General features: G+C 71.9%; 19 protein-coding genes. 6 read left to right on the top strand and 13 right to left on the bottom strand.

The features are described 5' to 3' along the window. Positions 1–76: 76 nt before the first annotated feature. Complete coding sequence (locus tag ACERZO_RS34895; protein ID WP_372670027.1) at positions 77–913, bottom strand: maleylpyruvate isomerase family mycothiol-dependent enzyme; 837 nt, start codon at positions 911–913, stop codon at positions 77–79. A 64-nt stretch (positions 914–977) separates the two neighbouring features. Here ACERZO_RS34895 and ACERZO_RS34890 point away from each other — a divergent pair, with 64 nt between their 5' ends. Together ACERZO_RS34890 and ACERZO_RS34885 are read left to right on the top strand one after the other, a co-directional pair. Next, the gene (locus tag ACERZO_RS34890) at positions 978–2,282 is read left to right on the top strand and encodes a sensor histidine kinase (RefSeq protein ID WP_372670025.1); all 1,305 of its coding nucleotides are present in this window, start codon (positions 978–980) and stop codon (positions 2,280–2,282) included. Positions 2,283–2,338: 56 nt separating this feature from the next. Beyond that, positions 2,339–3,646, top strand: a complete 1,308-nt coding sequence (locus tag ACERZO_RS34885; RefSeq protein WP_372670024.1) for a DUF2079 domain-containing protein — start codon at positions 2,339–2,341, stop codon at positions 3,644–3,646. Between the two features lie 123 nt (positions 3,647–3,769). Here ACERZO_RS34885 and ACERZO_RS34880 read toward each other — a convergent pair whose 3' ends face one another. The 6 genes from ACERZO_RS34880 to ACERZO_RS34855 form a co-directional block, all read right to left on the bottom strand. Then, positions 3,770–4,348: a DUF4232 domain-containing protein gene (locus tag ACERZO_RS34880; protein WP_372670021.1), complete on the bottom strand. Its 579-nt coding sequence runs from the start codon at positions 4,346–4,348 to the stop codon at positions 3,770–3,772. Between the two features lie 20 nt (positions 4,349–4,368). Next, on the bottom strand, positions 4,369–4,860 hold the full coding sequence (locus ACERZO_RS34875; RefSeq protein ID WP_372670019.1) for a DUF4232 domain-containing protein: 492 nt from the start codon (positions 4,858–4,860) through the stop codon (positions 4,369–4,371). 131 nt (positions 4,861–4,991) lie between these two features. Continuing rightward, a complete protein-coding gene (locus ACERZO_RS34870; RefSeq protein WP_372670017.1) occupies positions 4,992–7,508 on the bottom strand; it encodes a CHAT domain-containing protein in 2,517 nt (838 codons plus the stop codon). Positions 7,509–7,689: 181 nt separating this feature from the next. After that, the gene (locus ACERZO_RS34865) at positions 7,690–8,175 is read right to left on the bottom strand and encodes a hypothetical protein (protein WP_372670015.1); all 486 of its coding nucleotides are present in this window, start codon (positions 8,173–8,175) and stop codon (positions 7,690–7,692) included. Beyond that, complete coding sequence (locus ACERZO_RS34860) at positions 8,172–8,747, bottom strand: RNA polymerase sigma factor (protein ID WP_372670013.1); 576 nt, start codon at positions 8,745–8,747, stop codon at positions 8,172–8,174. The genes ACERZO_RS34865 and ACERZO_RS34860 overlap by 4 nt, the downstream gene beginning before the upstream one ends. Further along, the gene (locus ACERZO_RS34855; protein WP_372670011.1) at positions 8,744–10,363 is read right to left on the bottom strand and encodes a S8 family serine peptidase; all 1,620 of its coding nucleotides are present in this window, start codon (positions 10,361–10,363) and stop codon (positions 8,744–8,746) included. Before ACERZO_RS34855 ends, ACERZO_RS34860 begins: the two co-directional genes overlap by 4 nt. A gap of 182 nt (positions 10,364–10,545) precedes the next feature. Between ACERZO_RS34855 and ACERZO_RS34850 the strand changes: the two genes are divergently transcribed. After that, entirely contained in the window at positions 10,546–13,671 is a 3,126-nt protein-coding gene (locus ACERZO_RS34850; RefSeq protein WP_372670009.1) for a SpvB/TcaC N-terminal domain-containing protein, read from the top strand. 26 nt (positions 13,672–13,697) lie between these two features. On the opposite strand, the gene ACERZO_RS34845 is transcribed toward ACERZO_RS34850, so the two are convergent. Then, complete coding sequence (locus ACERZO_RS34845; RefSeq protein ID WP_372670007.1) at positions 13,698–14,576, bottom strand: sigma-70 family RNA polymerase sigma factor; 879 nt, start codon at positions 14,574–14,576, stop codon at positions 13,698–13,700. Positions 14,577–14,727: 151 nt separating this feature from the next. Between ACERZO_RS34845 and ACERZO_RS34840 the strand changes: the two genes are divergently transcribed. Continuing rightward, positions 14,728–17,532: an alpha-L-fucosidase gene (locus ACERZO_RS34840; RefSeq protein WP_372670005.1), complete on the top strand. Its 2,805-nt coding sequence runs from the start codon at positions 14,728–14,730 to the stop codon at positions 17,530–17,532. Here ACERZO_RS34840 and ACERZO_RS34835 read toward each other — a convergent pair. Together ACERZO_RS34835 and ACERZO_RS34830 are read right to left on the bottom strand one after the other, a co-directional pair. After that, positions 17,521–18,144 carry a hypothetical protein gene (locus tag ACERZO_RS34835; protein WP_372670003.1) on the bottom strand — a complete coding sequence of 208 codons (624 nt, stop codon included), beginning with the start codon at positions 18,142–18,144 and terminating at the stop codon, positions 17,521–17,523. The genes ACERZO_RS34840 and ACERZO_RS34835 overlap by 12 nt on opposite strands. 72 nt (positions 18,145–18,216) lie before the next feature. After that, on the bottom strand, positions 18,217–19,449 hold the full coding sequence (locus ACERZO_RS34830; RefSeq protein WP_372670001.1) for a S53 family peptidase: 1,233 nt from the start codon (positions 19,447–19,449) through the stop codon (positions 18,217–18,219). Positions 19,450–19,716: 267 nt separating this feature from the next. Between ACERZO_RS34830 and ACERZO_RS34825 the strand changes: the two genes are divergently transcribed. Continuing rightward, a complete protein-coding gene (locus ACERZO_RS34825; RefSeq protein WP_372669999.1) occupies positions 19,717–22,041 on the top strand; it encodes a chitobiase/beta-hexosaminidase C-terminal domain-containing protein in 2,325 nt (774 codons plus the stop codon). 56 nt (positions 22,042–22,097) lie between these two features. Here ACERZO_RS34825 and ACERZO_RS34820 read toward each other — a convergent pair whose 3' ends face one another. After that, a complete protein-coding gene (locus ACERZO_RS34820) occupies positions 22,098–23,066 on the bottom strand; it encodes an erythromycin esterase family protein (RefSeq protein ID WP_372669996.1) in 969 nt (322 codons plus the stop codon). Positions 23,067–23,095: 29 nt separating this feature from the next. Here ACERZO_RS34820 and ACERZO_RS34815 point away from each other — a divergent pair, with 29 nt between their 5' ends. After that, positions 23,096–23,785: a TioE family transcriptional regulator gene (locus ACERZO_RS34815; RefSeq protein ID WP_372669994.1), complete on the top strand. Its 690-nt coding sequence runs from the start codon at positions 23,096–23,098 to the stop codon at positions 23,783–23,785. Here ACERZO_RS34815 and ACERZO_RS34810 read toward each other — a convergent pair. Both ACERZO_RS34810 and ACERZO_RS34805 read right to left on the bottom strand, forming a co-directional pair. After that, positions 23,774–24,628, bottom strand: coding sequence for an ion transporter (locus ACERZO_RS34810; RefSeq protein ID WP_372669992.1), 855 nt, complete (start codon positions 24,626–24,628; stop codon positions 23,774–23,776). The genes ACERZO_RS34815 and ACERZO_RS34810 overlap by 12 nt on opposite strands. Next, positions 24,603–25,988 carry a tetratricopeptide repeat protein gene (locus ACERZO_RS34805; protein WP_372669991.1) on the bottom strand — a complete coding sequence of 462 codons (1,386 nt, stop codon included), beginning with the start codon at positions 25,986–25,988 and terminating at the stop codon, positions 24,603–24,605. Before ACERZO_RS34805 ends, ACERZO_RS34810 begins: the two co-directional genes overlap by 26 nt. Positions 25,989–26,175: the final 187 nt, after the last annotated feature.

The raw sequence follows: 26,175 nt of genomic DNA, 5'->3' as shown, positions 1-26,175 counted from the left end.
CGTTCATGTCGTCGGACGAGGTGAACGACTCGTTCACTGCATCGCTGCGGCCCGACGACGCCGGAGCCAGGGCGCACTAAGGCATCCGCACAGTCCGCAGAAACGCCGGCAACAGCCACGGCCGCGGCCCGCCGATCCGCACGCCGCCACCCAACACCGCGCGCACGCGGGAAAGCCGGCCGAACATCATCGGTACCAGCACCGCCGGGTCGAACGTCAACCGCACGTCGGCCGTTCCGTCCGGTTCCTCGAAGCGCAACCTCCCGTGCTGCAACGCCAGCACCGCGGGCGCCGTCGACGCCGATCGGAACTCGACCGCGATCCGGCGCGGGGACGGGGTCGCGTCGTCGAGCAGCCGGCCCATGTCGTTGCGCACCATGCCGAACAAGAACAGCTCCAGGAACAGCGCCTCGTGCGCCGCCGGGATCGGCCACGGGCGGCGGACCGCGCGGGCGATGTCCAAGCCGTGGATCAGCATCTCGTTGACCAGGTGCGCGAGCACCCCGGCCACCGGCACGCGCGAACCGCCCAGCCACCACACCGGCTTCTCCGGGTCCAGGTCCTCGCTGACCAGCAGTACCTCCGCGATGTCCGCGCGCAGCCGCTCGGCCAGCCGGACGGGGTCGCGTTCCGGGTAGAGCTCCAGCGCCAGCGCGTTCATCCGCGAAATCGTGTCGACGCTCGCCGCGTTGATCGGCTCCTCGAGACCCGGCAGCGGGAGCGGACCGCCGTCGCCGCGGATCATCGCCGGGTACATCAGCGCGATCATCCCGACGTGCGCCGCCGTTTCGGCGATCGTCCACTCGCCGAGCGATGTCGCGTGCCCGTACCGGACGCCGGCCACCAGGTCCGCGAACCGGGCGCCGGTCTCCGGCAGCGCCGCGCGCACCGCCTGCCACTTCTCGAGCGTCACGGATTCGACGGTAGGTGCCCGGACGGCGTCGGAGGATCTCCGACCGTGCGGTTATCTTCGGGACATGATCCGGCTCCTGCCCCGGTCGACCCGGTGGCGGGTCGCCCTCTTCGCCGCGCTCGCGTCGGCGCTCGTCCTCGGCCTCGGGTCGTACTGGTTCGTGCAGGCGCTGCGCGGCGGCCTCGAAACCAACGCGCGGGCGCTGGCCGGCGACAAGACCGCCGCCGTACTCGCCCTGTTGGACTCCGGGGTCGCGCCCGCCGACGTCCCGCGGCGGCTCGACAAGGGCGGCGGGTACATGATCAGCGCCGAGCGGGTGAACCGCTGCTCGACCGGTCTCCCGGACGTGCCTTTCCAGGGGCGCGCGCAGGTGTTTTCGCCGACCTGTGTCATCGCGATGCCCTACGGCGACGAGGACCAGGAGTACAGCGGCGCCGGAACGGCGGACGGCCGGTACTTCGTCGACGCGGCCGAGTTCCTCGACCCCGTCGGCCTCGAAACCGTCGACACGGCCGAGCGAATCCTCTGGGGTGGCGTGCCCGCGGCCGCGCTGCTCGTCGGCGGCGTCGCCTGGTTCGCCGTCCGGCGGTCATTGCGCGCGGTGGGCGCGATCCGCGCCGAGGTCGACGGCGTGCGCGCGGGTGATCTCGGCCGCCGCGTCCCCGTGCCGGACTCCGGCGACGAAATCACCGAACTCGCCGTCACGATGAACGAGATGCTGGGCCGGCTCGACCGGTCGGTGCGGCGGCAGAGCCAGTTCACCGCCGACGCGTCGCACGAGCTGCGCACCCCGCTGGCCTCCCTGCGCACCCAGCTCGAGGTGCAGCTCGCCCACCCCGACCGCCTCGACTGGCGGCGCACCTGCGAAAACGCCGTGCTCGACGTGACGCGGATGGAGACCCTTTCCGCGGACCTGCTGCTGCTCAGCAAGCTGGACGCCGACCAGCCGGCCGGCACTGAACTGGTGGCGCTGGCGAGTCTGGTGACCGCGCGGGAAGGCATCGAGGTGCACATCGAGGCGTCGCCGGTGGTGCGCGGGAACGCCGGCCGGCTGGAGCGCGTGCTGCGCAACCTCGTCGACAACGCCGAGCGCCACGCGAAGAGCCGCGTCACGATCACGCTCACCGCGTCCGACGGTCAAGCCGTGCTGACGGTCCAGGACGATGGGCCCGGCATCCCGGCCGAGGAACGCGAGCGCGTCTTCGACCGGTTCGTGCGCCTCGACGCCGACCGCGCCCGTGAGGACGACGGCGGCGCTGGGCTCGGCCTGGCGATCGCCGCGGAGATCGCGCGGTCGCACGGTGGCACGTTGCGCGTCGCCGACAGCCCGTCGGGCGCCCTTCTGGAGCTGCGCCTCCCGCTTGCCTGAAGACGTCTTCAGCTTGCTTAAGCTCCGGTTCAGCGTGGCCCCAAGACCATCCCGCCATGCTGATCGACTTCGCACCGGTCCAGGTGCGTACGCGCGCGGTTCCCTTCCTCGTCGCCGCGGTCGCCTTCGCCGGGTACGCCGTCTGGTCGCTGCAGCGGCTGCGGACGTTCGACGCGAGCGGGTTCGACCTGGGGATCTTCGAACAGGTCGTCCGGTCGTACGCGCACGGGCACTGGCCGGTGGCGGACCTGCTCGGCCCCGGCGCGCCGGCGCTCGGCGACCACTTCCACCCCATCCTGGCGCTGCTGGCGCCGTTCTACCTGCTCTGGCCGTCGCCCGCGTGCCTGCTCATCGCGCAGGCGTTCCTGTTCGCGCTGTCCGCGGTGCCCGTGACGCGGTGCGCTGTCCAGGTGCTCGGCTCTCGTCGGGGCGCGGTCGCCGGCGCGGGGTACGCGCTGTCGTGGGGGCTGCTGTCCGCGGTGAACTTCGACTTCCACGAGGTCTGCTTCGCCGTCCCGATGGTGGCGTTCGCCGCCGAGCACCTGCTGCGCGAGCGGTGGCGGGCGGCGGTCTGGTGCGCGCTGCCGCTGGTGCTGGTCAAGGAGGACCTGCCGCTGACGCTCGCCGCGGTGGGGGTCGTGCTGGTGCTCAACCGGCAGCGACGGCTCGGCTGGGCGGTGATCGTCTTCGGCGTGGCCTGTTCGGCGCTGCTGTTCCTGGTCGTCCTGCCGGCGCTGAACCCGGCCGGGACGTACGCGCACGGCGGCGGCTTCAACCCGTTCGGCGGCGCGATCGTCAAGGTCTCGATGCTGCTGGCCCTGCTGGTGCCGACGGCGTTCGCGGCACTGCGGTCGCCGGTGCTGCTGCTGGCGGTGCCGACGCTGCTGTGGCGGCTGGTCTCGGCGAACGACCGCTACTGGGGCATGGGCTACCACTACAGCGCGGTCCTGATGCCGATCGTGTTCCTGGCGGGTCTGCACGGCGCCCGCAGAGCGGCCCGGCTGCTGCCGGCGTGCGCGTTGGCCGCCGGGCTGGTTTCGCTGGCCCTTCAGGCGGCCCACCTGACGAGCGGCGTCTGGACGCCGTCGCAGCGCGCGGGCATCGACGCGGTCCTGACGCGCGTCCCATCCGGTGCCACGGTGCTGGCGTCGAACCGGCTGGCCCCGCGGCTGACGTCCCGCTGCACGGTGCTGTTCTTCGACGGCGTGACGCGCGAGCGGCCGGAGTGGGTGGTGGTGGCCCGCCCGGAACAGTCGTGGCCGACAACGCTGGCCACGAAGGCCCTGGCGTTGGACGAGCTGGAGGACACGGGGTACGTGCGCGTCGACGAGACGGACTCCGTCGTGCTGCTCCACCGTGCGTAGAAAGGCCGCAGCGGTAACCGGCCAGTCGGGGGGCGTGCCGGCCGGTTACCGCCGCACCGAGAAAGAGGGAGCCACACGCCAGGAATGACGCGCGGCTCCCCGCTTCACCCGATCGAGTGACAATCAGGCCGGGTCGGCCAGGATGCCGTTGACGTACGAACCCGGGTGCGTTGCCGCGTCCTGGCGCAGGACCGGCAGGTCCGCCGGCCATTCCGCCGTCAACGGCGACCGCGAACCCGGCGGGATCGTGTTCAGCTTCGTCGGCGTCCACGTCGGCTCGCCGGGCGCCGGCTTCAGGACCGTGATCGTCGCCGAGGCCGTCGTCCCCGCCGTCACCTCGTTGTACTTCACCCCGTTGTCGACGCGGGGCAGGTGGTACACCGGGCCGAACGTCGCGTCGTCCGGGCCGGCCAGGTCGACGCCCGGGACGCCGTACAGGCCGCACGTGTGGTCCGTCGTGTTGCGGTACGTCAGCGGGACGTCGTACTGGCCCGGCGCGTCGTTCTTCTCGGCCGGCTTGCCCAGCAGGACCTCCAGGTCGGCCGTCGTGCAGCGCGGTGTCGCGGTCGACGCCGCCGCGACGCCACCCCCGGCCCCACCCGCCGCCGGAGCGACGGGCGCCGGAGCCGCCGTCGACGTTCCGCATGCCGCCAGCGCGAACGCGCCCGCCGCCGTGCCGATCCCCATCAGAATGCGCTTCATGTGGATTCCCCTCCCCGAATTCAGTTGCTGACCGGCGTGACCTGGACGGAGTCGCCCTTCACGGCCGCCCCCGCGGGCCACGCGACGCTCACCGGCTGGCCGAACGGCCCGGTCGGCAGGTCGAACGTCACGAAGTCCGGCGCACCCGACGGCGTCGCCGCCGAACGCTGGATGATCCGCGACTCGGCCGGGTGGCCCTCCCGCAGGTTCACCGGCACGGACTCACTGCCGTCCGGCGTCGCCGAGACGGCCAGCGGCTGCCCGCCGGCCAGGAACGACACCGCCGTCGGTGCGCCCTCCAGCTTGCAGTTCGTGGTCGGCGCCGCCGCGGTGTAGGTGAGCACGTAAGCCTCGTGCCCGGCGGCGTTCGACGGGTCCGGCGCCACCGACACGCGGACGTCCGAAGCCCCGCACGGGTGATCGCTCGGCATGGCGTTCGCGGACCCGGCCGCCAGCACCAGCCCACCGGCCACCAGACCCCCGGTGAGCAACGCGGTCGCAGTGCGCTTCATGGTCATCCTCCCTCGTTCCGTGATCAACTGGACTCACTGGAGGAGATGCCCAGGGGCCGCCCGGGGATGCGCCGGGATGGGGTCGATCACCGGAAAGCAACCTCGGCGAACCCGATGCGTCAAAAGGAATGTCAGCTTCGGCCGAAGCAGACGAACGGCATCAGCGGCTCGGCCTGGGCCGCGTCGGCCAGGGCACGCGCAGGGGGCGTGCCCGCCGACAGCGCGCGGTGGTAGGCCAGCATGACACCGCCCGCCGTCCGGTCGTCGACCCGCGCCACGCTCGAAACCACCGTCCGGCTGCCGCCGTAGAGCAACGCCGCCGTGAACCCGAGGACCTCGTCGCCCTCCCGGACCACCGCCTGGCCGACGTCGCACGACGACAGCACCACCTGCTCCGGCGCCGTCGAAAGCTGCTGGACGTCGTAGGCCATCAGCGGCCCGTCGGCCAGGTTCAGCCGGGAGAACAGCACGTTCTCCTGTTCGTGGTGGCCGTGCGCGGCGAAGTGCGCGAGGCGGCAGCCGTCGAACGCCTTGAGCGTCGCCGCGACCGTCGCGTCCGGCCCGGTCAGCACCTCGGCCTCCGGGTAGAGCGGCGCCAGCGATGACACCTCGGTCTCCGCGTGGGTCAGGTCCGAGCCCGCGACCAGCAGCGGCGCACCGGCCGCCCGGCGCGGACGGCGGCCCGCGTCGAGCCACGCCGACGACGACGGCGTGACCGTCACCGGCCGGCCGTGCAGCGTCGGCAGCAGGCCCCACGGGATGGCCGAAAGCGCGCCGGTCGGCACCACGACGACGTCGAGGTCGCCCAGCCGGGATGCCAGCGGCGCCAGCAGGATCGAGTCGAGCGCCGTGACCTGCGTCCGCACCGACCGGCGGATGACCTGGTCGAGCCTCGCCGGCAGCTGGCGCCCGCACAACGCGTCGAGGTCGCTGTGCAGCCGCGCGACCGGTTCGGCGACGGCCGACGCCGGGCCCAGCTCGATCAGCGCGACCCGGTGGTTCGCGATCACCTGCGCGCACAACGCGCCGTGGTCGGCGAGGAAGCAGACCATCGCGCTGCCGGTTTCGGCGAGCTCGTCGCCGACTTCGCGCAGCTTCGCTTCGGGGTGGTCGATGTCGGTGCCCTCGGCCTGCCAGCCCTTGGCGCGGATCTCGCGTTCCAGCGCGGCGCAGCGCTTCACGGCCTGGGCGTCCGGCTTCCCGGACAGCTCGCCGGCGCGGATCTGCATCGAGAGGTACCGCAGCTCGGCGACGGCGTCGACGGTCTCGGGGTGCGCGGGCGGGCGCACCGGCCGGAACCGGAACGCCTGCGCGCGCGAGCGGTCGAGCCACCGGAACACGACGCCGGGCGAACGCTGGGCGAGCGCGGCGGCGAGGCCGGCGTCGGCGAGTTCCTTGCCCAGCGACGTCGTCCCGGTCTGCAGGTCGATGCTGCCGAACCGGCCGCGGTGGCGCTCCAGCTGCGTCAACCCGGCGCGCGCGTTCGCGAAGGTGACGCGCCGGTCGCCGCTCGCCGCCCCGAGCTCCGCCAGTGCGAGCCGCCGCACCAGCCGGTTTTCCAGGGGCGCGGTCCGGCGGTCGCGCGGGGCGATGCCGGCGCGGGCGCCGTCGAGGTCGCCGAGGGCGATGCGCGCGCGGGCGGCCAGGAGCGCGGCGATCTCGGCGTCGTTGCGCAGGCCCAGCCCGGTGAGCCGGCCGGCCAGCGCGGTCGCTTCGGTGGCGACGCGCGCGATCCGCCGTCCGGCCGCGAAGTCCGCGCGCAGCACGGTCAGCTGCGCGACCGCGGCCCAGGTTTCGTTGCCGCGACGGCGAAACCTCCGTTCGGCGCGCCCGGCCCAGCTGCGCGCGGCCGCCGGGTCACCGCTCGCCAACGCGGCCAGCGCGCGGGTCAGCTCGGCTTCGGCGTGTTCCTGGTTCATCCGCAACCGCGGGAACTGCTCGAGGGCGGCGTCCAATTCGGCCGCGGCTTCCTGCGGCAGCCCGGCGGCGAGCAGCGCGCGGGCCTTGTCGACGGCCAGCACCGGCAGCATCCCGACGCTCTGTTCGGCGTAGAACCCGCTCGCCGCGTCGAAGTCGCGCAGCGCGCCCGGGATGTCTCCGGTGAGGACGCGCGCCTGGCCGCGGCCGTGCGCGGCTTTGGCGAAAATCCGTTCCAGTCCCTCTTCCGACGCTTGCCCGGCACCGATCTGCTCGCACTGGTCGAGGTCGGCGAGCGCGAGCCGGACGCGCCCGGCGTACTGGTGCAGCATGGCGCGGTTGAGCAGCGTCCGGGCGAGCACGACGAACTCGCCGGCCTGGCGCAGCAGCGGGATCGCTTCGTCGAAGCAGACCAGCGCTTCGTCCATCCGGCCGATCAGGATGAAGACGAGACCCCGTTGCTGGCGCAGGATCCCGCGCCCGGCGTCCGAGACGAGGACGTCGGCTTCGTCGAGCAGGGCCAGGCCGCGGGTGCTGTTGCCGAGCGCGGTTTCGACGGCGGCGTACGTGCCGAGGACGCGCGTGGCGAGGTCGGTCCAGGCCGGCCATTCCGGCGGCGGTTGCGCGGCGGGCAGGCCGAGCAGCCTTGCGGCGGACCGGATCAGGCGCCCGCCGACGACCGGCTGGCCGTTGTTGGTCGCCGCGACCGCACGCCGATGCAGGTCGCGCACCCGGTCTTCCGCCTTCGGCGACGCGACCACAGGCTGCCCTTCCGGCCGGGGCCGTCCCCCTCGGCCGAGAAGGACGTCCCGGATCGTACCTCCGGGTCGTGGCGGTCCGGGGGTTTTCGCCGGGTGGACAGCTTTTCACTTGTGGGCGCGACATCCGGGCGCCGGCCGACGACGTTGACCGTCACAGCTCGACCGCGGGAGTGCTCACCGTCCTCGACCGGCCCAAGGTCCGCACCAACACCTGCACCATCCCGTGCGGCACGCCGCTCACCGCGAACCGCCCTTCGGCGTCCGATGTGGTCGTCAGCGGGCCGCCCGCCGTGCGGACCTCGATCGGGTGCTCGGCCGGCGGCGTCAGCCACCCGTCGAGCCGGATCGTCCCCCCGGGCTCGGGGCTCACGTTCACCATGATCGTCAGGCTTTCGCTGTCGAACGTGATCAGCCGGCCCTGCTCCGCGGCGCTTCGCGCGCCCGCCAATCCCTCCTGTTCCCGGATCCGCATCACTTCGAGGTCGACGTCCTCCAGCTGGATCGCGAAGCGGATCTGCTCCACGAGCGTGGCGGGCATCGGGTCGGCGTCTTCCCACAGCTCGCGCAATCCGGCCAGCAGCCGGAAGTCGAGCTCGTCCAAGGGCTCGTTCGCGCCGGGTGGTTCGACGGTGGTCACAGCCAATCTCCTTCGCCGTTGGCGAGTAGCTGCTCGCGCAGGCGCGCGAGGCAACGTCCCCTGGTCGGGCCGATACTCCCCCTCGGCATTCCCAGCCGGGCGCCCACTTCGGCGTAGTCCGGCCGGTGCACGAACGCCACGATCCGCAGCAGGCTGCGGCAGCGTTCGGGCAGTGCGTCGACCGCGCGCCAAAGTCGCGCGCGCTGGTCGTCGCGCAGCACCCCCTCCTCGGGTGCCGGTGACGCTTCGGTCAGCCGCTCCGGAAGCTCCGGCAACGGCCGCTCGACCTGGCGTTTTTCCCCAGCCCGCCAAGCCTCCCTCTTGGTCACGGTGATCAGCCAGCCGGTCAGCGCGACCGGCGAGCGGATCTCCGCGAACGAACCGAGCAGGCGCAGCCACGCCGTCTGCACGACGTCGCCGGCCTGGTCGGCGTCCAGCCCCTGATCGCGCGCGACCTGCCAGAGCAGCGGCGTGAGCAGGGAAACCAGTTCGTCCAGCGCCGCGCGGTCACCCGACCGCGCGGCGTCGAACAGGGCCGCTACCCGGCTGTGATCGGTCTTGGCCACGTTCACAGCGAGCCCAGCGCGGTCCAAGCGCGCTTGACGACGGTGTCGCGGTCGACCGTCGCCAGGTCGCCCGAGTGGACCAGGGCCTTGGCGATCTCGGCGGCGGCGAGCGGCGCCGCGAACGACGTCCCGTCCCAGACCGCGAAGCCGGCGCTGTAGTCGTCCGGGTCGAAGGAACCGCGGCCGGGCAGCTCGTGGTCGGCGGCCGCGCTGCCGCGGACGTCGTCCGGGTACGTGCTGACGATGCCGGCGCCGGTCGCCCAGCAGCGCACCCACGGGCCTTCGTTGGAGAACAGCGCCCGGCTCGCGCCGACGTCGGGGTTGAGCGCGCCGACGCTGATCACCTGCGGGCCGCAGCCGCTGCCGAGCGGCTGGTCGGCGAAGGCCGCCGGGAAGAACCGGCGGGTGGTGGCGTCGTTGCCCGCGGCCGCGACGACCAGCACGCCCAGGGAGAGCAGGTCGGCGATCGCCGCGCCGAAGAGGCCGGTGAACGCGACGTCCGCCGGGTCCTCGACGTAGTAGCCCATCGAGAGCGAGACGATGTCGACCATGTCGTCGGGCCGGTGGTTCGCCTGCGCGTTCCGGACCCGGTCGGCCAGCAGGTGCAGCGCCAGCAGCACGTCGGCCTCGTACGCGACGCCGTCGCTGTGCACGACGCGGATCGCGAGGGTGTCGGCCTCCGGGCAGGCCTGCCGGATGATGCCGGCGATGAACAGGCCGTGCCCGGTGTCGGTGTCGATGTCGCCGATCAGCGGCTGGCCGGTCGTCGGCGCGTCCCAGTAGTCCTCGAGCAGCTGGGTCGGCACGGTGCTCGACGCCAGCTCGGCCTGCAGGATCGCCGCCTGGATGTCGGGGGCGACGCGGAGGCCGGACCCGGTGGGCGGCGGGCCGCCGCGGCCGGCCAGCCCGAACCAGCGGTGCGGGCCGATGCCGGTGTCGAGCACGGCGACGACCGGACGCCGGTGCGCGGGCTTCTTGCTGCGGTAGGGCGGGTCCGCGGCCAGCGTCACCGGGATCCGGTTCGCGCCGTGCGTGCGCCCGTACGAGCTGCCCGCGCCGAACCCGCTGGTCTCCCACGGCGTGCCGCCGAGGCCGCTGGTCTCCCACGGCACCCCGCCGAACACCGGCGAGGTGAACAGCAGGTGCTCGACCGACACCTTCGCGACGATCTCCGGGTCGATCTCGGGCTTCTCCCCGGCCGCGGCCGAGCGCAGCAGCTGCAGCGCCTTCCAGCAGTCGACGACGACGGGGTCGGAGTCCGCGCGGACGTTCAGCAGCGCGCGGGCGGGCAGGTCGTCGAGCTGCCGGGCGCGGGCGTACCCCTTCGAGTCGCCGCCCCGGTCGGCCGGTTCGGCGTAGACGCCGATGCGGGCGAGCACGCGGTTGATCGCGGCCAGGGTCTCCTGGTCGCGCAGGTACCGGTTGGGGAGCAGGAAGGTGCCCGGCCGGTACACGGTCGTGCGCGGAACCGGCTGCCCGGCGGCGACGACCGCCGTGGCCGGGTCGAGCACCCGCGCGCCGTGCCGGTCGAGCAACTGTCTGGGCGGGGTCGGGAGCTCGTTGAGCGTGCTCGCGTCCTCCGTCGCTTCCGCGGTCTCGTCCCGCACGAACTTGACGACCATCGGGTCCACCCTCCGCCATTGATCACTGATGGCACCCGGGAAAGACCCGTGGGCCGCCACCGGGATACGACACCAACGTCACGAATGGGTAACGACGACGGCAAACGGGTGAAGACGTATCTGACGGGTCCGGCTCACCCACTTGGCCCCCGGAAGTCACGGATGCATTCGGGGAGATCAGCATGGTTGTGCTCCGGTCGAGCGCACAGGAAGCGGAACGGCCCGCGCCGGTCCGGGGGCTGGGTGGCCCGTTCACCCCGGACCCGGCCACCGGCGGCGGCTGCTTCGCCGTACCGCTCGACCTGCCGCCGGGTCCTGGCGGCGTCGCGCCCGCGCTGGCGCTGCGCTACACGACCGGCGCGCCGAACGGCGTCTTCGGCGGCGGGTTCGCGCTGCCGCTGCCGCACGTCCGGCTGACCGACGGCCGCGCGCGCTCCGGCGACGAGGGCAGGCTCGTCCGCCGCGGCGACGGGTTCGTGCTCACCACCCGGTCGGGGGTCCGGCACCTGCTCGGCACGACCGAGGGCGGCCGGTCCGCCGGCACGGCCTGGTACCTCGAACGGACCGAGGACGCGTTCGGCAACGCCGTGGACTTCGGCTGGGCGCACCACAGCGGGCAGGCGTACCTCGCGCGCGTGTCCTACGGCCCGTACGAAGTGGACTTCACCTACGAAGAGCGGCCGGACGTGCTGCGCTGGGGCCGCAGCGGCACCCTCGTCACGACGGCGTTGCGGTGCACCCGCGTCGACCTGCGGGTGCCGGCGGACGCGCGGCCGCTCGTGCGGCGGTGGCACCTCGGTTACGACGAAGACGAGGTCACCGGTGCTTCGCTGCTGACGTCGGTCGCGCTCACCGGGTTCGACGCGCACGGCGCCGAGGCGGCCGCGCCGGTGCTGCGGCTGGCCTACGCCCGCGCGGAACCGCCCGCGCCGCGGCGGCTCCAGGTCGCCGCGCCGGCCCGGGCCGGCGGTGCGGGTGGCGGCGTGCTGCTGCTCGACGACTCCGTGCCGTGCTACTCCCTCGATCCCGTCGACCTCCCGCGCACCGGGCGGCTGAGCGAGATCGACAACGGGCTCGGGCTGCTCACGTCGGTCGAGTACGCGACCGTCGAGGCGGTCCCGGTGGTCCGGCGCGTCACGCGGCACGAGGCCGTCACGGGACAGACCGGCGTGACGGAGCTCGCCTACTACGACGGCTTCGGGCGCGTCGTCCAGGACGAGCTCGGCGACGAGTACGCGCCGACGTTGCGGACCGTGCGCTGGTTCGGCGACGGCGGGCTCCTCGACAAGGAGGAGGTCTACGGCCTCGACGGGTCCACAGTGGAGGATCGGCCGTACGTCCGGGTGGAGCACTCTCGCCGTCCCAAGTGGACTCGTTCGGTGGCGACCGACTTCGAGCGTCGCGAACGGCCGGTTTCGGTGACCACGACGGAAACGGAGTTCGACACCGCCGGCAACCCGGTCCGGGAGGTGGAGACCGTCAAGCGGCCGGGCCGCGAGCCGGTCGTCCGCGACACCCGCACGACGTACGCGACGGCTCCCGAGCGCCGGTTCACCGCGCTGCCGGCCCGCGTCCGCTCGGTGGACGGCGGCGGGAAAGTGGTGTCGGACCAGGTGTTCCGGTACGACGAGCGGCCCGACGGCACCGCCGGTTCCCACGGCCTGCTCACCGCGCGCGAAGAGCTGGCGCTCACCGACGCGCTCGTCGCCGGCGTCTACGGCCCGGTCGTGCCGGACTTCCGCCACCACGGCTACCACCGCCGCCCGGGCGAGGACGGCTGGTGGGTGACGACGTTCCACGGGCGGCTCGACACCGTCGCCGGGCTGCGCACCACGACGACCGGGCCGCACGGCCACACCCACGAGGTGCGGTACTCGGCCGACCGGTGCTTCCCCGAGGTGTTCTCGGACCCGCTCGGGAACGTGACGGCGACGCGGTACGACGTCCGCTCGGCGCGCGTGTGCGAGGTGACCGACCCGGCGGGCGCCGTGACGACGGTGACGCACGATCCGCTGGGGCGTCCGGAAACCGTGGTGCGACCGGGTGATTCGGCGGAGCTGCCGACAGTCCGGCACCGCTACGAAGGAACCCGGGTGACGACCGAGCAGCGCGCGGTGTCCGGCGAGGCCGAGGTGCTCGTGACTTCGGAGCTGCGCGACGGTAGTGGCCGGCTGTTGGAGCGTCGGCACGCCGAGCTGCTCGGCGACGTCGTCGACGAGCACCACGAGTACTGCGCGCGCGGCCTGGTGTGCCGGACGAGCCGGGCGTTCCCCGCCTCCCAGCCACCGGTCGCTTTCGAAGAATTCCGCTACGACGCACTGGGCCGTCCGCTGGGGACGTCCACATCGGACACTCCGTCGACGGCGGTGCGGGACCTGCTGGGCCGGGAGCTGCGGGACGCGGACGGGGTGGTGCACGCGCGGGACGCGGCCGGCAACGCGGTCGAGACGCGGACCGTGAGCGGTCACACGGTGTACCGCGTGCACGACGCGGCCGACCGGGTGGTCGCGGTGCTGGTGGACGACCCGGGCGGCACGCCGGTCACAACGTTCACCTACCACGACGGCGGGCTCCCGGTCCCCCTCGAAGCGGGCCCGCACAGCTGCGGCCGGCTGGTCCGCGTCGCCGACGAATCCGGCGTGACGCTGTTCGGCTACGACCCGCTCGGCCACCCGGCGGAGCGGCGCTGGCGGCCGGCGCACATCGCCGTCGAGTACCGGCTGGACGTGACCCGGCGGGCGGACGGGCGGCTGTCCGAAGTGGTCTACCCGGACGCGGGCGACGGGCGGTTGACGGTCCGCCACCAGTACGACGAGGTCGGGCGGCTGGTGAGCGTGCCGGGGTTCGTCGACGCCGTCCAGTACGACCTGCGCGGCCGCCGGACGGCGGTGCACTACGCGAACGGCGTCAGCGAGCACTTCACACCGGAGCACGTCGTCCGGGGCCCGGGCTGGTTGCGCGCGATCACGCCCGGCACTCCCGGGGAGCCGCGGCCGGGCAGCGAGATCCGCGACGCGTTCGACCGGCTGCGCGGGGTGCACGGCGACGACGGCGTCAACGCGCTGTACGGCTACGACCACACGGGCCGCCGGGTCCGCACGCTGACCACGAACGGCACGCACATCCACGAGGTCCTGACCCCGGACGACCTGTACGCGATCGAGGACGGCGAGCTGGTGGTCGTGGTGGCGGGCACGGTCCGCCAGCACGCGGACGGCCACCGCGAGTACCTGCACTTCGACGAGCGCGACGAAGTGGCCCTGACCACCGACGACGCCGGCGCGGTCGTGAGTGAGAAACAGGGTTAGAACACTGTTTCTCACTCACGAGCCGGTCAGTCCAGCACGGCCAGGTCGAGGCGGCTGAGGCGCTCGGGGTCGGCGAGGATGTCGATCTCCACGATCCGCCCGCCCGCCACCGTGAAGCCCAGCACCGAGAACGGCCGCCCCTCGCGGATGCCGACCACGCCCGCGGCGCCGTTGACCAGCGCCCGGCGGACCGTGCCGCCGCCCGCGCCCAGCCTCGAGAACGTCAACGCCTGGTTGGCCACCGCCGCCGGGCCGTGGACCTCCACCGATTCGCCGACGGCACCGCGGTCCGCGCGCAGCACGACCTCCGGGTCGAGGACCGACACCAGCGCGTCGAAGTCGCCGCCGCGGGCCGCCGCCAGGAACGCCTCGACCACTTCGCGCTGCCGGGCGAGGTCCGGGTCCGGTGCCACCGGCGCGCCTTGGACCCGGCGCCGGGCGCGGCTGGCCAGCTGGCGGGTCGCCGCCTCGGACCGGCCGACGATCGGCGCGATCTCCTCGAACGGCATCGCGAACATGTCCCGCAGCACGAACGCCAGCCGCTCGCCCGGCGTCAGCGTGTCGAGCACGACCAGCAGCGCGAGGCCGACCGAGTCCGCCATCAGCGCCTCGTGCTCCGGACCGGCGTCCTCACGGCTGATGATCGGGTCGGGCACCACGACGTCCCACGGCTCCTCGCGCCGGGACTTGCGCGAACGCAGCATGTCGAGGCAGACGCGCCCGACGACCGTCGTCAACCAGCCGCCGAGGTTTTCGACGGCCGCCGAGTCGCTCCGGCTCAGCCGCAGCCACGACTCCTGCACGGCGTCCTCGGCCTCGCTCAGCGAGCCCAGCATCCGGTAGGCGACGGACCGCAGGTGGCTGCGGTGGGTCTCGAAGCTGCGGGCCAGCAGATCGTCGTTCACGGGTCGGTCCTTTCGCGGGTGTCACCACCTTGACGTATCCCGCGCGGAGGATGTGACAGGTCTGACGATTGCGTCCCGCTCAGCGGCATCTGCCCTTGACGTACGATATATCACCGCATAATCATCGGACCTCTCCAACGAAGGAGAGGGCATGAGAGTCCGAGCCTGCCTCGCCGCGGTCATCGTGCTGCTGGCGACCCTGGTCACCCCCGCGCACGCCGAGCTGTACCACCCGCGCCAGGACTGGCTCCGGGCGTCGACGGCCGGCCTGTTCCTGCACTGGGGCATGTTCACCGCGCCGCGGCACACCGACTGCGCCGCCTGGGAGCACGACGTCACCGCCGGCGGCTGGACGCCGGACTACTGGATCGACGAGGCGACCAAGCTCGGCGCGTCCTACGTCGTCCTCACCACCTTCCACAGCCGGCTGGGCTACGCGCGGCCGTGGCCTTCGAAGATCCCCGGCAGCTGCTCGACCCAGCGCGACTTCCTCGGCGAGCTGATCGCCGCCGGCCAGGCCAAGGGCGTCCGCGTCATGCTCTACATGACCGACGATCCCCAGTGGCACAACGAAACCGGCCACGAGTCGCTCGACTCGGCCGCCTACTCGGCGTACAAGGGCCACCCGGTCGACCTGACCACCCGCCCGGGCTTCGGCGAGTACAGCTACGACCTGTTCGACGAGGTCATGGACCGCTACTCCGACCTCGCCGGCTTCTGGATCGACAACGACAACGAGTACTGGGAGCAGCACGGGCTCTACGAACACATCCGCGAGAAGCGGCCGTCCTGGTTGTTGAGCAACAACAACGAGGACACGCCGATCATGGACACGGTCAGCAACGAGCAGAAGACCGGCATGACGCCGTCCTACGACTACCCACAAGCGATCTACACGCCCATGCCGCGGCTCACCGAAGCCGACTACAAGCTGCCGACCAACGGCGACTGGTGGTACAGCGGCGGCGACCAGGCCGTCGACTTCCGGCTCTCCACCGGCCGCTACATCACCAACGCGGGGTCATCCATCAAGTCGCTGATGGCCGAAACAGCCATGCTGAACGGGAAGTTCCCGCCGCAGCAGGAGGCGTTCAACAACTTCATGGCGTCCTGGACCCAGCCGATCAGGAAGACCCTGGAAGGCGCCGTGGGCGGCGGCTACATGTACGGCGGCCTGCAACCCGGCTTCTGGAACGACGGCGCGCACGGCGTCATCACCATGAAAGGCGCGACGCAGTACGTGCACGTCGTCACGCGGCCGTCGACGAACCTGGTCCGCCTGCGCGACAACGGCTACCGCGTCACGGGAGTGTCCGATGTGCGCACCGGCAAGCCGATGCGGTTCGCCCAGTCCGGCGGCTACCTGTCCATTCTGGACATCAAGGACTGGGACACCTACGACACCGTGTTCCAAGTGGACACCGCCGGGCAGCAGTACTTCTACGACAAGAGCACGATCAAGGCGACCGCGTCGGCGTCGGCACCCGGACACCCCGCGTCGAACCTCACCGACGGCAGCTACCTGAACTACTGGGACGCGGGCGGGCAGCAGCCGGTGTCGGTGACGCTGGACCTCGGCAAGAAGCGGTCCACGGCCTACCTGGCGGTGCACGAGCGCGAATCGTCGCCGACGGCCGCGCGCGAGTCCTTCGGCCGCGCCGAGGATTCCGCGCGGATCAAGGACTACCGCGTCTACGCCAGTGACGACGGCAAGAACTGGCGCAGTGTGCGCACCGGCGCCCTGCCGAGCACGCGCGGCGTCCAGTTCGTCGACGTCGGCGAGGTGCACGCGCGCTACCTCAAGCTCGAGGTGCTGAACACGTGGTCCGGACCGCAGGCCAAGCCATTCTTCCACCAGCTCGCGATCGACGAGATCGACGTCGCCTACGGTTACCCCGGCCCCCGCGGCGAGGTGCCGCTGGAGGCCGAATCACCCCGCAACGGCTTCGAGGGCAAGGCGTCCCCGGTGTGGTGCGAAGCGTGCTCGGGCACGGCCGCCGTCGCCGGCCTCGACCGCGGCGCCGTCACCTTCCGGAATGTCCAGGCTTCGGGCCCGTCCCGGCTGCAGCTGGACACGGCCGGTCCGGGCACGCTGTCGGTGAGCGTGAACGGGGCCGCCCCGGTCACCGTCAACGCACCGGGCGCGATCGCGGTGCCGTTCACCGCCGGCGCCAACACCGTCAAGGTGTCCGGGACGGCCGCCCTCGACCGGATCGCGGTGGCGCCGCTGCCCCCCGAGTCGTACACGCCGAAGACGACACTGACCGTCGTACCGGCCGGGGTGCAATGGGTTTCGCCCGGACCGCAGTCCATAAAGGTCACCGCCTCGCTACGGCTCGACGTCGACGACCCGATCGACCAGGTGTCGCTGGCCCCGGTCGTCCCGGCGGGCTGGACGGTCCAGGGCGCCCCGGTGACCGCGGCGAACCTGCGGCTCGGCCAGGTCCTCAGTGGATCGTGGACGGTGACCGCGCCGGCCGCCCAGGACGTCACCATCCCGGTGACGGCGAACTTCACGACGCTCGGGCGGGCGAAGTCGGTCAGCAAGCCGGTGCAGGTGAAGCCGCGTCCGGCCGACCGCGTGTTCATGCGGGAGGCCGAGGACTCGGCCAACGACATCGGCGACGCCGGGGTCACGAGCTGCTCGGCGTGCTCGGGTGGGCAGAAGGTGCGCAACATCGGCGGCGGCGCGGGCGCGGCGGTGACGTTCCCCGACGTCACGGTCGGCGCGGCCGGTCAGTACACCTTGTACCTCGACTTCACCGTCAACGGCGACCGGTCGTACTTCGTGTCGGTCAACGGCGGCGCGCCGGTGGAGGTCAAGGTGAGCGGCGCCGGCAACAGCACGCCGTACACCACGTCGGTCCCGGTGACGCTGACCGCGGGCGCCAACGTGATCCGGATCGGCAACGACCGCGCGGGCGCTCCGGATCTGGACCGGATTTCACTGGGTTAGCTCACGCAGGACCCGGGCCGGGTCGACATCGACCGCCCGGTCCGGGTCCCCGCCCGCCGCGCTCCAGGCGACGGTCACCCAGAGCTCGGCGTAGTCCCCGCGGTCGACGGCCGGCAACTGCCAGGTGAGCCGGCCGCCGGTCCGCTCGACGGCGTCGCCGCCGAGCAGCCGCGACCAGTACGGCGGCACGTGCTGCCCGGCGCGCGAGCACCGCCGCAGCACCTCGACGCTGGGGCCGCCGACGCTCACGACCGCGTCGGCGGTCTCGGCGGTGAAGGCGCTTTCCCAGACGCGCGCCTCCACCGGCGCGCCGGCCAGCTCGGCCTGCACGACGAACTCGCTGACGTCTTCCCGGGCCAGCACCCGGAAGATCGTGGTCTCGCGGGTGACACCGGGTTGCTCGGCAGCCGTGGCCCCGGAGAGCACGTCGAGCCGGACGGACCGGTGCCGCCACCGGCACAGCCGCGCACCCGAGCCGAGGCCCCACGTCAACTCGGGTCTCGCGGGCACGTCCCAGCCACCGGCGCGGACGGCGAACCGCACGTCCCCGAGCGGGGTGACGACGTCGAGCGCCCGCGAAGGCGCCTGCGAGAGGGCCTCGGTGTCCAGCATGCAGACATCCTTACCCCGCGCGGGGACCAGCGAAAATGCACCAGGCGAACGTCACCCGTCCGTGCGGCCGGGTCAGAACCCTGAGGTGCCGTTCGGCGTGCCCAGCCCGGTGGGGCCGTCGTACCCGGCGCCCGCCGTGCACAAGTACGTCCCACCACAACTTCCGTTCGACCCGGACGTCACGTCGTACAGCCCGCCGGTGTGCGCGTACGGGTACGACCCCGACGTCACCGAGTTGCCCGCCAGCGCGTACACGCTCGCGATCACCGGCGACGACAGGCTCGTGCCGCCGACCTGCACCCAGCCGTCCGCGCCCTGCGCGAGGCCCAGCGACAACAGCACGTCGCACCACGACGAGCTGCCGCAGCTGTTGTACGTGTCGTAGACGCCGAGCCCGGTGGCCGGGTCCGCGACCGCCGAGACGTCCGCGACCGTCCTCTTGGCACACCCGGTGTCGTGCTGCCACGACGGCTTCGCTTCCAGGGCCGAGCACCCGGAGCCGCTGCCCTTCCACGTCGTCTCGGTCCAGCCGCGCGCCGTGCTCGTCGACTTCTTCAGCGTCGTACCGCCGACCGCCGTGACGTACGGCGAGGACGCCGGCCAGCTCACGCCGTAGCCCGAGTCGCCCGAAGACGCCGTCACCGCGATGCCCGGGTGGTTCAGGTGGGCGTCCGCGGCCAGGATCGTCGAGTCCTCGGTGCCGCCGTAGCTGTTGGAGATGGCCACCACGCCCGGCGTCGCCGCGGCCGTGTCGACCGCCGTCATCAGCGGGTCGGTGTCCGGGGAATTGGCTTCCACCAACAGGATCTTGCAGTCCGGACAGGTCGCCGACACCGCGTCGAGGTCGAGGCTGATCTCCATCGCCCAGCCGTAGTCCGGCGCGGGCAGCGGGCTCGTGGCGCCGTTCTGGTTGACCTTCTTGAAGCAGCCGTTGGCCGTGGTGCACGGCGAAAGTCCCCGCGCGGCGCGGAACTTCGCCAGGTCCGCCTCCGCGGTCGGGGCGTCCTGAGCGTCCACAATGGCCACCGTGCGGCCGTTCGCGTGCAGCCCGCCGAGGTTGTAGGCGGCCTGGATCTCGGCCGGCCCGTAGCCGACCGGGGTGGAGTTCAGCAGCGGGCCGGAGCCCTTCGGCGAGCGGATCGCCTTGCCGAGGCAGTGGAACTTGCCGGAGGTGGCGCACCCGAAGCTCATGACACCGCCGCTCTTCAGCGGGGCGGCTTCGGCGGGTGCGGCGACGGCCACCGAAAGCGGGGCCGCCACGAGGGAAAGGACGATCAGGGATCGGAACAGCCGGGAACGGGCCATGCTACTCCTCGGTAGGGGACCGGGTGTGGCACGGGATCGTCGCATGTCACCCGTTCCGGGTCACCCGCTTGACGAGTGTTTCTCGGTTCAGTCATTCGCCCACCGAGCGGCCAACCGGACGAACGGTCACGAACCTTCTCCCCCGACCGAGTTATTGGTCCAGACAAGTGTTATCGAAAAGTGACTGAAAGCCCGCTGAGCGGGAGCTACTTTGTTGTGACTCGCAACAAATGGCTCGTGGATCCCCAACGGCGGAGGTGTCACGGCGTGAACCGGACCTTGGACAAGCTTCGACGGCACAGCCCAAGGCTGGCGCTCGTCGCATCGGCGTTGCTGGTGGCGGCCGGGCTGAGCGCCCCCGCCGCCCTCGCGGCCGACGACTACACCCAGAGCGTCAGCCAGCTGAGCTCGACGCAGGTGCAGATCAACTTCACCCCGACCACCCCCGCGCTGTACGTGGACGTCCACTACACCGGCGTCCCGGGCGTCGGCCAGCAGAACGTCCGGATGACCAACGGCTCCGGCACCTGGCGGACCACCGTCAGCGGCCTGAGCAGCGGGAACGTCCTCGACTACTGGTTCACCTACGAGAAGAGCGGCCCGCAGTACGACACCCCGCACTTCAGCTACACCGTCGGCGGCGGCACGACGACGGTCGCGGCGCCGACGTTCAGCCCGCCCGGCGGCACGTACTCGAGCGCCCAGACGGTGACGATCAGCAGCGCCACCTCGGGCGCGACCATCCGGTACACAGTGGACGGCTCGACGCCGACGGCGTCCTCGACGCTCTACAGCGGACCGATCAGCGTCCCCAACTCCCGCACGGTCAACGCGATCGCGCTCAAGTCCGGTTCGACGAACTCGCCCGTGTCGAGCGCGACCTACACGATCGGCACCCAGGCCGGCTGCCCGACGCAGTCCGACACCCCGAACTTCGGGCCGAACGTGCGGATCTTCGACCCCGGCATGTCCGCGGCGACGATCCAGGCGCAGCTGGACACCGACTTCAACAACCAGAAGGACACGCTGACCGCGCAGATGGCGGACCGGCGCGTCGCCCACCTGTTCAAGCCGGGCACGTACTCAGGCGTGCACGACAACGTCGGCTTCTACACCTCGGTGGCCGGCCTCGGCCAGAACCCCGGTGACGTCCTGATCAACGGCGACGTCACGGTCGACGCCTTCAACGCCTCCGACAACGGCGTCGCGCTGCAGAACTTCTGGCGCTCGGCGGAGAACATGGCCGTCAACCCCTCGGGCGGCAACGAGCGGTGGGCGGTCGCGCAGGCCGCGCCGTTCCGCCGGATGGACGTCCGCGGCGGACTGCAGCTGTACCCGGCGAGCTACGGCTTCGCCAGTGGCGGCTACATCGCCGACACGAAGGTGGCCGGCCAGGCCGCGTCGGTGTCGCAGCAGCAGTGGTACACCCGCGACTCGCAGCTCGGCAGCTGGGCCGGCGGCGTCTGGAACATGGTCTTCTCCGGCACGAGCGGCGCGCCGGCGAACACGTTCCCGAACCCGCCGGAAACGACGCTGGCGACCACGCCGGTCTCCCGCGACGTGCCTTACCTCTACATCGACGGCACCGGCAAGTACCGCGTCTTCCTGCCTTCCCTGCGCACCAACGCGTCCGGCCCGAGCTGGGCGAACGGCAGCACGCCCGGCACCTCGGCGCCGATGAGCCAGTTCTACGTCGTCAAGTCCGGGGACACGGCCGCGTCGATCAACAACGCGCTCGCCGCGGGCTGCAACCTGTTCTTCACGCCGGGCGTCTACCACCTGAACCAGACGCTCAACGTGATCAAGGCGAACACGACGATCCTCGGCATCGGTTACCCGACGCTGGTGCCCGACAACGGCGTCAACGCGATGCAGGTGTCCGATGTGGACGGTGTGCGGCTCAAGGGCCTGCTCTTCGACGCGGGCACGACGAACTCGCAGGCGCTGCTCACGGTCGGGCAGTCCGGCTCGTCGGCGTCGCACGCGTCGAACCCGACGACGGTCCAGGACGTGTTCTTCCGGATCGGCGGCGCGATCGCCGGCAAGGCGACGAACAGCCTGATCGTCAACAGCGCCGACACGATCATCGACCACATCTGGGCGTGGCGGGCCGACCACGGCAACGCGGGCACGTACGGCTGGAACACGAACACCGCCGACACCGGGCTCGTGGTGAACGGCGCGAACGTGCTGGCCACCGGCCTGTTCGTCGAGCACTACCAGAAGTACCAGGTGATCTGGAACGGCCAGGGCGGGAAGACGATCTTCTTCCAGAACGAAATGCCCTACGACGTGCCGAACCAGGCGTCGTGGAACGCACCGTCCGGAGTCGCGGGGTACGCCGCCTACAAGGTCGCGTCGAACGTGACGTCCCATGAGGCGTGGGGTCTCGGGAGCTACTGCTTCTTCGACACGAACCCGGCGGTGTCCAGCTACCACGCGTTCGAGGTGCCGAACAGCAGCGGCGTCCGGTTCCACAACCTGCTGACGGTGTCGCTCAACTACCGCGGCACGATCACGCACGTCATCAACGACACCGGCGGGGTCACGCCTTCGGGCACGGTGCCGGTCAACGTGGTGAACTACCCGTAACCCGGGTGAACAGCGGCCCCCGCACCGGACCCGACCCGGTGCGGGGGCCGCTTTTTTCACGCGACGTGCAAGATCGCGTCGGCGTTCTCGAGCAGTTCGCGGGTGAGCGGCGCGTACCGGTAGTCGGCGTCGTCGCGGGTGCGACCGGCCGGGATCTCGGTGGTCAGCTGCCAAATGTCGGTGCGGCGCTGAAGGTGGCCTTCGTAGGTGTCCGCGGCCGGCTCGCCGAGGCCAAGGGCTTCGCTGTGGCCGAGGCTGCCGGCGATGAACGCGTACCGGCCGCCGAGCCGCGACGCGACGATCGCCCCTCCGCCGGAACCCAGGTGGGCGTTGTGCGCGAACACGAACGTCCGGCCCGGGTGCGACGCGTGGATGTCGAGGAGGTTGCGGGCCATGATGGCCGCGCGGGCGCCCGCGAGCCGCGCGATCCTCGTGTCCCGGTCGCCGGGCAACGCCGACGCGGCGTGGTAGCGCAGCAGATCGAGCCCGGCCATCGCGTTGATCCGCGCGCGGCTCGACTCCGGGGTCTCGACGCGGGCGTCGAGGGCCATGAGCAGGTCGTCCGCGATGACCCGCAGCTCGCGGGCCTCGGGTGCCGCGCCGGGCGACGCGGCCGGGTCGAGGATCGCTTCGGACCGGCTCCACCGTTCGTCGTCGCCGGCCAAGGCCGCGATGTCGACGTCGAAGCCCAGGTGGTCGCGGGCGTGTTCGAGGTAGCTGCGCGGGCTGGGCGCGCTGAACATCTCCGTCGGGGCGTCGAAGCCGTGGAAGGCCAGCGGTTCGCCGGCGGTCTCGTTGTACTCGCGCAGCCAGTCGAGCAGCTGCCGGTTGGCCGCGAGTTCGCCGAAGCCGTGCGAGAACCCGCCGTCAAGCGCGGCGACGCGGTCGGTCTCCAGCGCGATCGCGCGGAAGCCGTGCTCGGCGAGCCGCGCGAACAGCTCATTGCGGATCCGCCCGAAGGCCGGTTCGAAGTGCGTCGGCTCCCCGAACGCGAGCAGTTCGGCGGTGAAGTCCGTGAGGTCCATGTGGTTGAATCGTATCCTTGAACACTCGATTGAGACCCGCTGACCTCGCCCGCGAACACGGCATCTCCACGCAAGCGGTCCGCAACTACGAGCAGGACGGCTTCCTCCCGCCGGCGTCCCGCACGGCCAGCGGGTACCGGATCTACACGGAGGTCCACGCGTCGGCCCTGCGTGCGTTCCTGGCGCTGGTCCCGGCCTACGGCCACGCGACGGCCGGCGGGATCATGACCGCCGTCCACGACGACGACCTCGGCCGCGCGCTGACGCTCGTCGACCGCGGGCACGAGCAGCTGCTCCGCGACCGCGAAACCCTCAACGCCGTTCGTAAGGCCATCGGCCACCTGACCACCGGGACAACCCCCAAGCCGACGGCGACCGGCTGGTCGATCGGCGAGCTCGCGCACCACCTCGACGTCACGGCGGCGACCGTCCGGGCGTGGGAACGCGCGGGCATCCTCGTGCCGCGCCGCAACCCCGCGACCGGCTACCGGGTCTTCATCGCCACCGACATCCGCGACGCGGAACTGACACACCTGCTGCGTCGCGGCGGCTACCCGCTGGCGCACATCGCGACGGTGGTCGGCCAGGTCCGCACCGCCGGCGGCACGGACTCCCTCGTGGACGCCCTGGAAACCTGGCAGGAAAAGCTCAACGCCCGGGGCGTCGCGATGCTCGACGCGGCAGCCCTGCTCGGCGCGTACCTGCGGTCACGGCCGTGACCTCGGGTGCAGCCGGTCGTACTCGAGCGCGGCCGAGTGCTGGGTGCGCACGGGCAGCGACTTCTCCTTCTCGTCGTCCTCGGTCTCGTGCAGGCCGAGCTGCACGGCCTGGCGGATCTGCTCGCGGTTGTCGCGGACGACAGCGGAGAAGAAGTCGTCGATCCGCGGGTCGACGAGGACTTCGAGCAGCACGCGGAACGACGTGTCGACGACGGTCCGCACGATCTCGTCGTGGAAGGGCAGCCGCTTGAGCTTCCCGAGCTGAGGGTCCTGGGCGATCTTCTCGGCGATGATCGTGCGCAGCTCGTCCTTGTTGGCGTTGAGCGATTTCGCGAGGTTTTCCGGGTAGTTCCCGGTTTCGAGCACCTTGACGACCTCGTCGAGCACGGCGATGGTCACCGGCTTCTTGATCGCCTTCACGATCGGCTCGGACAGCTTGTCGACGAGCCGGTAGGTGAACTGCTCGCCGACGGCCCGGTCCGCGGCCCGCCCGATCCGGATCAGCAGCAGCACCACGCTGACGAACTTGTGCGCGGCCATCGCGGGGTGCGCGACGGGGATCATGGCGAACAGCTCGTACCAGTTGCGCACGAGGAACTTCCTGGCCCACCGCCGTTTCCGCCACCGCCAGAGGAACTCGAGCAGGAAGACGCCGCAGATCCCGCAGTCGACGTAGAAGATCACCAGTCCGACATCGCGCGCGGGCGGGCTCAGCAGCATGAACCCGAGCAACCCGACCGAACCGGCGGCGAGGACGAGCATGATCCAGTCGTCGGCCCGCACGTTCCCGGGCAGAACCCCGCTGTTGAGCTCCGGCTCACGGGTATCGCGAAGGGTGACCATGCCCGATGATGGCACGCACCGCGTTGATCAGCCGGTTCGCCGTCGTGTCGCGGACCAGGACCGGCCCGTCCACGCCGAGGTGAGTCCTCAGAGCGTGCCGGACCAGTTCACCCACCGGCTCCCCGCGCGGTGCCCGCCGTCGCACCGGTGCCCGATTGATCGCCGCCTGCCGCAGGACGTCGGCGGCGGTGCCCGTCACGGCGTCAAGGGCGCCGGCGATCCCGGTCGCGCTCCGGCGGTCGCGCAGCGCCGTGCTCACGCTCGTCAGCACGATCGGGTGCCCGCCGCAGCGCTCGACGAGCCGGCGCACGGCCGCGAGCTCGACGGGGTCCGCCGAGCCGGCGATCTCCGTGTACAGCGCGGTTCCCTCGTCCTCGGTCAAGCCGCCGAGGTCGACGACCGGAGCGGGCCACCCGGGGTGGCCGGACCTCGTGGTCAGCACCGTCCGGACGTACGACGTCGGCATCACCAGCTCGTCGAGCACGGCCGCCGGCAGGTCCGGCGGGACGTCGTCGATGACCCACAGCTGCGGCTTCCGCGCGGCCTCGATGCGCTGGGCGACCAGGTCGCGGATCTCCTCGGGTGACCGGTCGCCGACGTCGGCGCCGAGGTCGGCCGCGATCACGCGGAGGTGCGCGTGGAACCGCGTGAGCGCGCCCGCGGGATCGTCCTTTCCGAACAGGTCCAGCCACCGCACCCCGCCGGGGAAGGCGTCCCGGAAGAGGAACGCGTACTGCTCGGCCAGGCTGGTCTTCCCGAGGCCGGCGGCCCCGCGCACGACGGCGAGCGCGGCCGACGTCCGCGGCGTGGTGGCCGGCAGGTCGCGGGCGTGCAGGGCGCTGTGCACCGCCCAGAGCTCCCGGTACCGGCCCACGAACCGCCGGGGCCGCAGCAGCCGCGGCAACAGCGGTGCCGTGCTGCGCACCGCGCCCAGCGGCGTGTCGGCCGCCCGGACCATCTCGGCGACGCGGTCGGCGATGCGCGCGAGGTCCTGATCGGTGCGCGGCCGGCCGAAGTACGCGGCGTCCGCCAGTTCGACCGGCGCGACGTGGTTCCCGTCGGGCTCGGGGTTGACCACGAGCACCCGCCGCCGGGGATCGCCGGAGCGCTGCGCCGCGAGAAAGGCGGACGTCAGTTCCCATTGGCACGCGTACCGGCTCGGGAACCGCCGCGAATAGTAGGCGAGCAGCACCTTTGACTCGGCGAGAGCGGAGACGAGCTTCTCGGTGACGCCGTCGAACCGGTCGATTCCCCGATCCCGGAAAACCCGCAGCCCGGCGGCGCGGAGAGCGTTTTCGAGGGCGTTCACCTCGGCGGTGTCCGACCAGGTGAAGCTGAGGAAGACGTCATGGGGGCGCATCCAACCTCCTCGCGGTTAACAGCGCCTGCGGAGATAATGCTTTTTGCGGACGTCGTCGCATTCGCGCGACACGTTACCGGCGCCACGCCTCTTGACCGGATCGTCACCAGGCCAAAAGCGACCGGTGAAATTCAGGGAAAAAGACGTCAGCGAACCGGTTCCGGAATTGTCGTGGTTTTGTCGTGTG

The sequence above is a fragment of the Amycolatopsis kentuckyensis genome (assembly GCF_041679295.1).
GTDB classification, from domain to species: Bacteria; Actinomycetota; Actinomycetes; order Mycobacteriales; family Pseudonocardiaceae; genus Amycolatopsis; species Amycolatopsis kentuckyensis_A.
The sequence above is the reverse complement of the archived record's forward strand: the minus strand, read 5'-3'. Positions and strand labels throughout refer to the sequence as shown.

Excerpts from the sequence above, each read along its gene's own strand:
- ACERZO_RS34835 (WP_372670003.1), bottom strand. The coding sequence starts at position 18,144 with ATGCTGGACACCGAGGCCCTCTCGCAGGCGCCTTCGCGGGCGCTCGAC.
- ACERZO_RS34880 (WP_372670021.1), bottom strand. The coding sequence starts at position 4,348 with ATGAAGCGCATTCTGATGGGGATCGGCACGGCGGCGGGCGCGTTCGCG.
- ACERZO_RS34885 (WP_372670024.1), top strand. The coding sequence starts at position 2,339 with ATGCTGATCGACTTCGCACCGGTCCAGGTGCGTACGCGCGCGGTTCCC.
- ACERZO_RS34855 (WP_372670011.1), bottom strand. The coding sequence starts at position 10,363 with ATGGTCGTCAAGTTCGTGCGGGACGAGACCGCGGAAGCGACGGAGGAC.
- ACERZO_RS34850 (WP_372670009.1), top strand. The coding sequence starts at position 10,546 with ATGGTTGTGCTCCGGTCGAGCGCACAGGAAGCGGAACGGCCCGCGCCG.
- ACERZO_RS34820 (WP_372669996.1), bottom strand. The coding sequence starts at position 23,066 with ATGGACCTCACGGACTTCACCGCCGAACTGCTCGCGTTCGGGGAGCCG.
- ACERZO_RS34875 (WP_372670019.1), bottom strand. The coding sequence starts at position 4,860 with ATGAAGCGCACTGCGACCGCGTTGCTCACCGGGGGTCTGGTGGCCGGT.
- ACERZO_RS34890 (WP_372670025.1), top strand. The coding sequence starts at position 978 with ATGATCCGGCTCCTGCCCCGGTCGACCCGGTGGCGGGTCGCCCTCTTC.
- ACERZO_RS34805 (WP_372669991.1), bottom strand. The coding sequence starts at position 25,988 with ATGCGCCCCCATGACGTCTTCCTCAGCTTCACCTGGTCGGACACCGCC.
- ACERZO_RS34830 (WP_372670001.1), bottom strand. The coding sequence starts at position 19,449 with ATGGCCCGTTCCCGGCTGTTCCGATCCCTGATCGTCCTTTCCCTCGTG.
- ACERZO_RS34840 (WP_372670005.1), top strand. The coding sequence starts at position 14,728 with ATGAGAGTCCGAGCCTGCCTCGCCGCGGTCATCGTGCTGCTGGCGACC.
- ACERZO_RS34810 (WP_372669992.1), bottom strand. The coding sequence starts at position 24,628 with ATGGTCACCCTTCGCGATACCCGTGAGCCGGAGCTCAACAGCGGGGTT.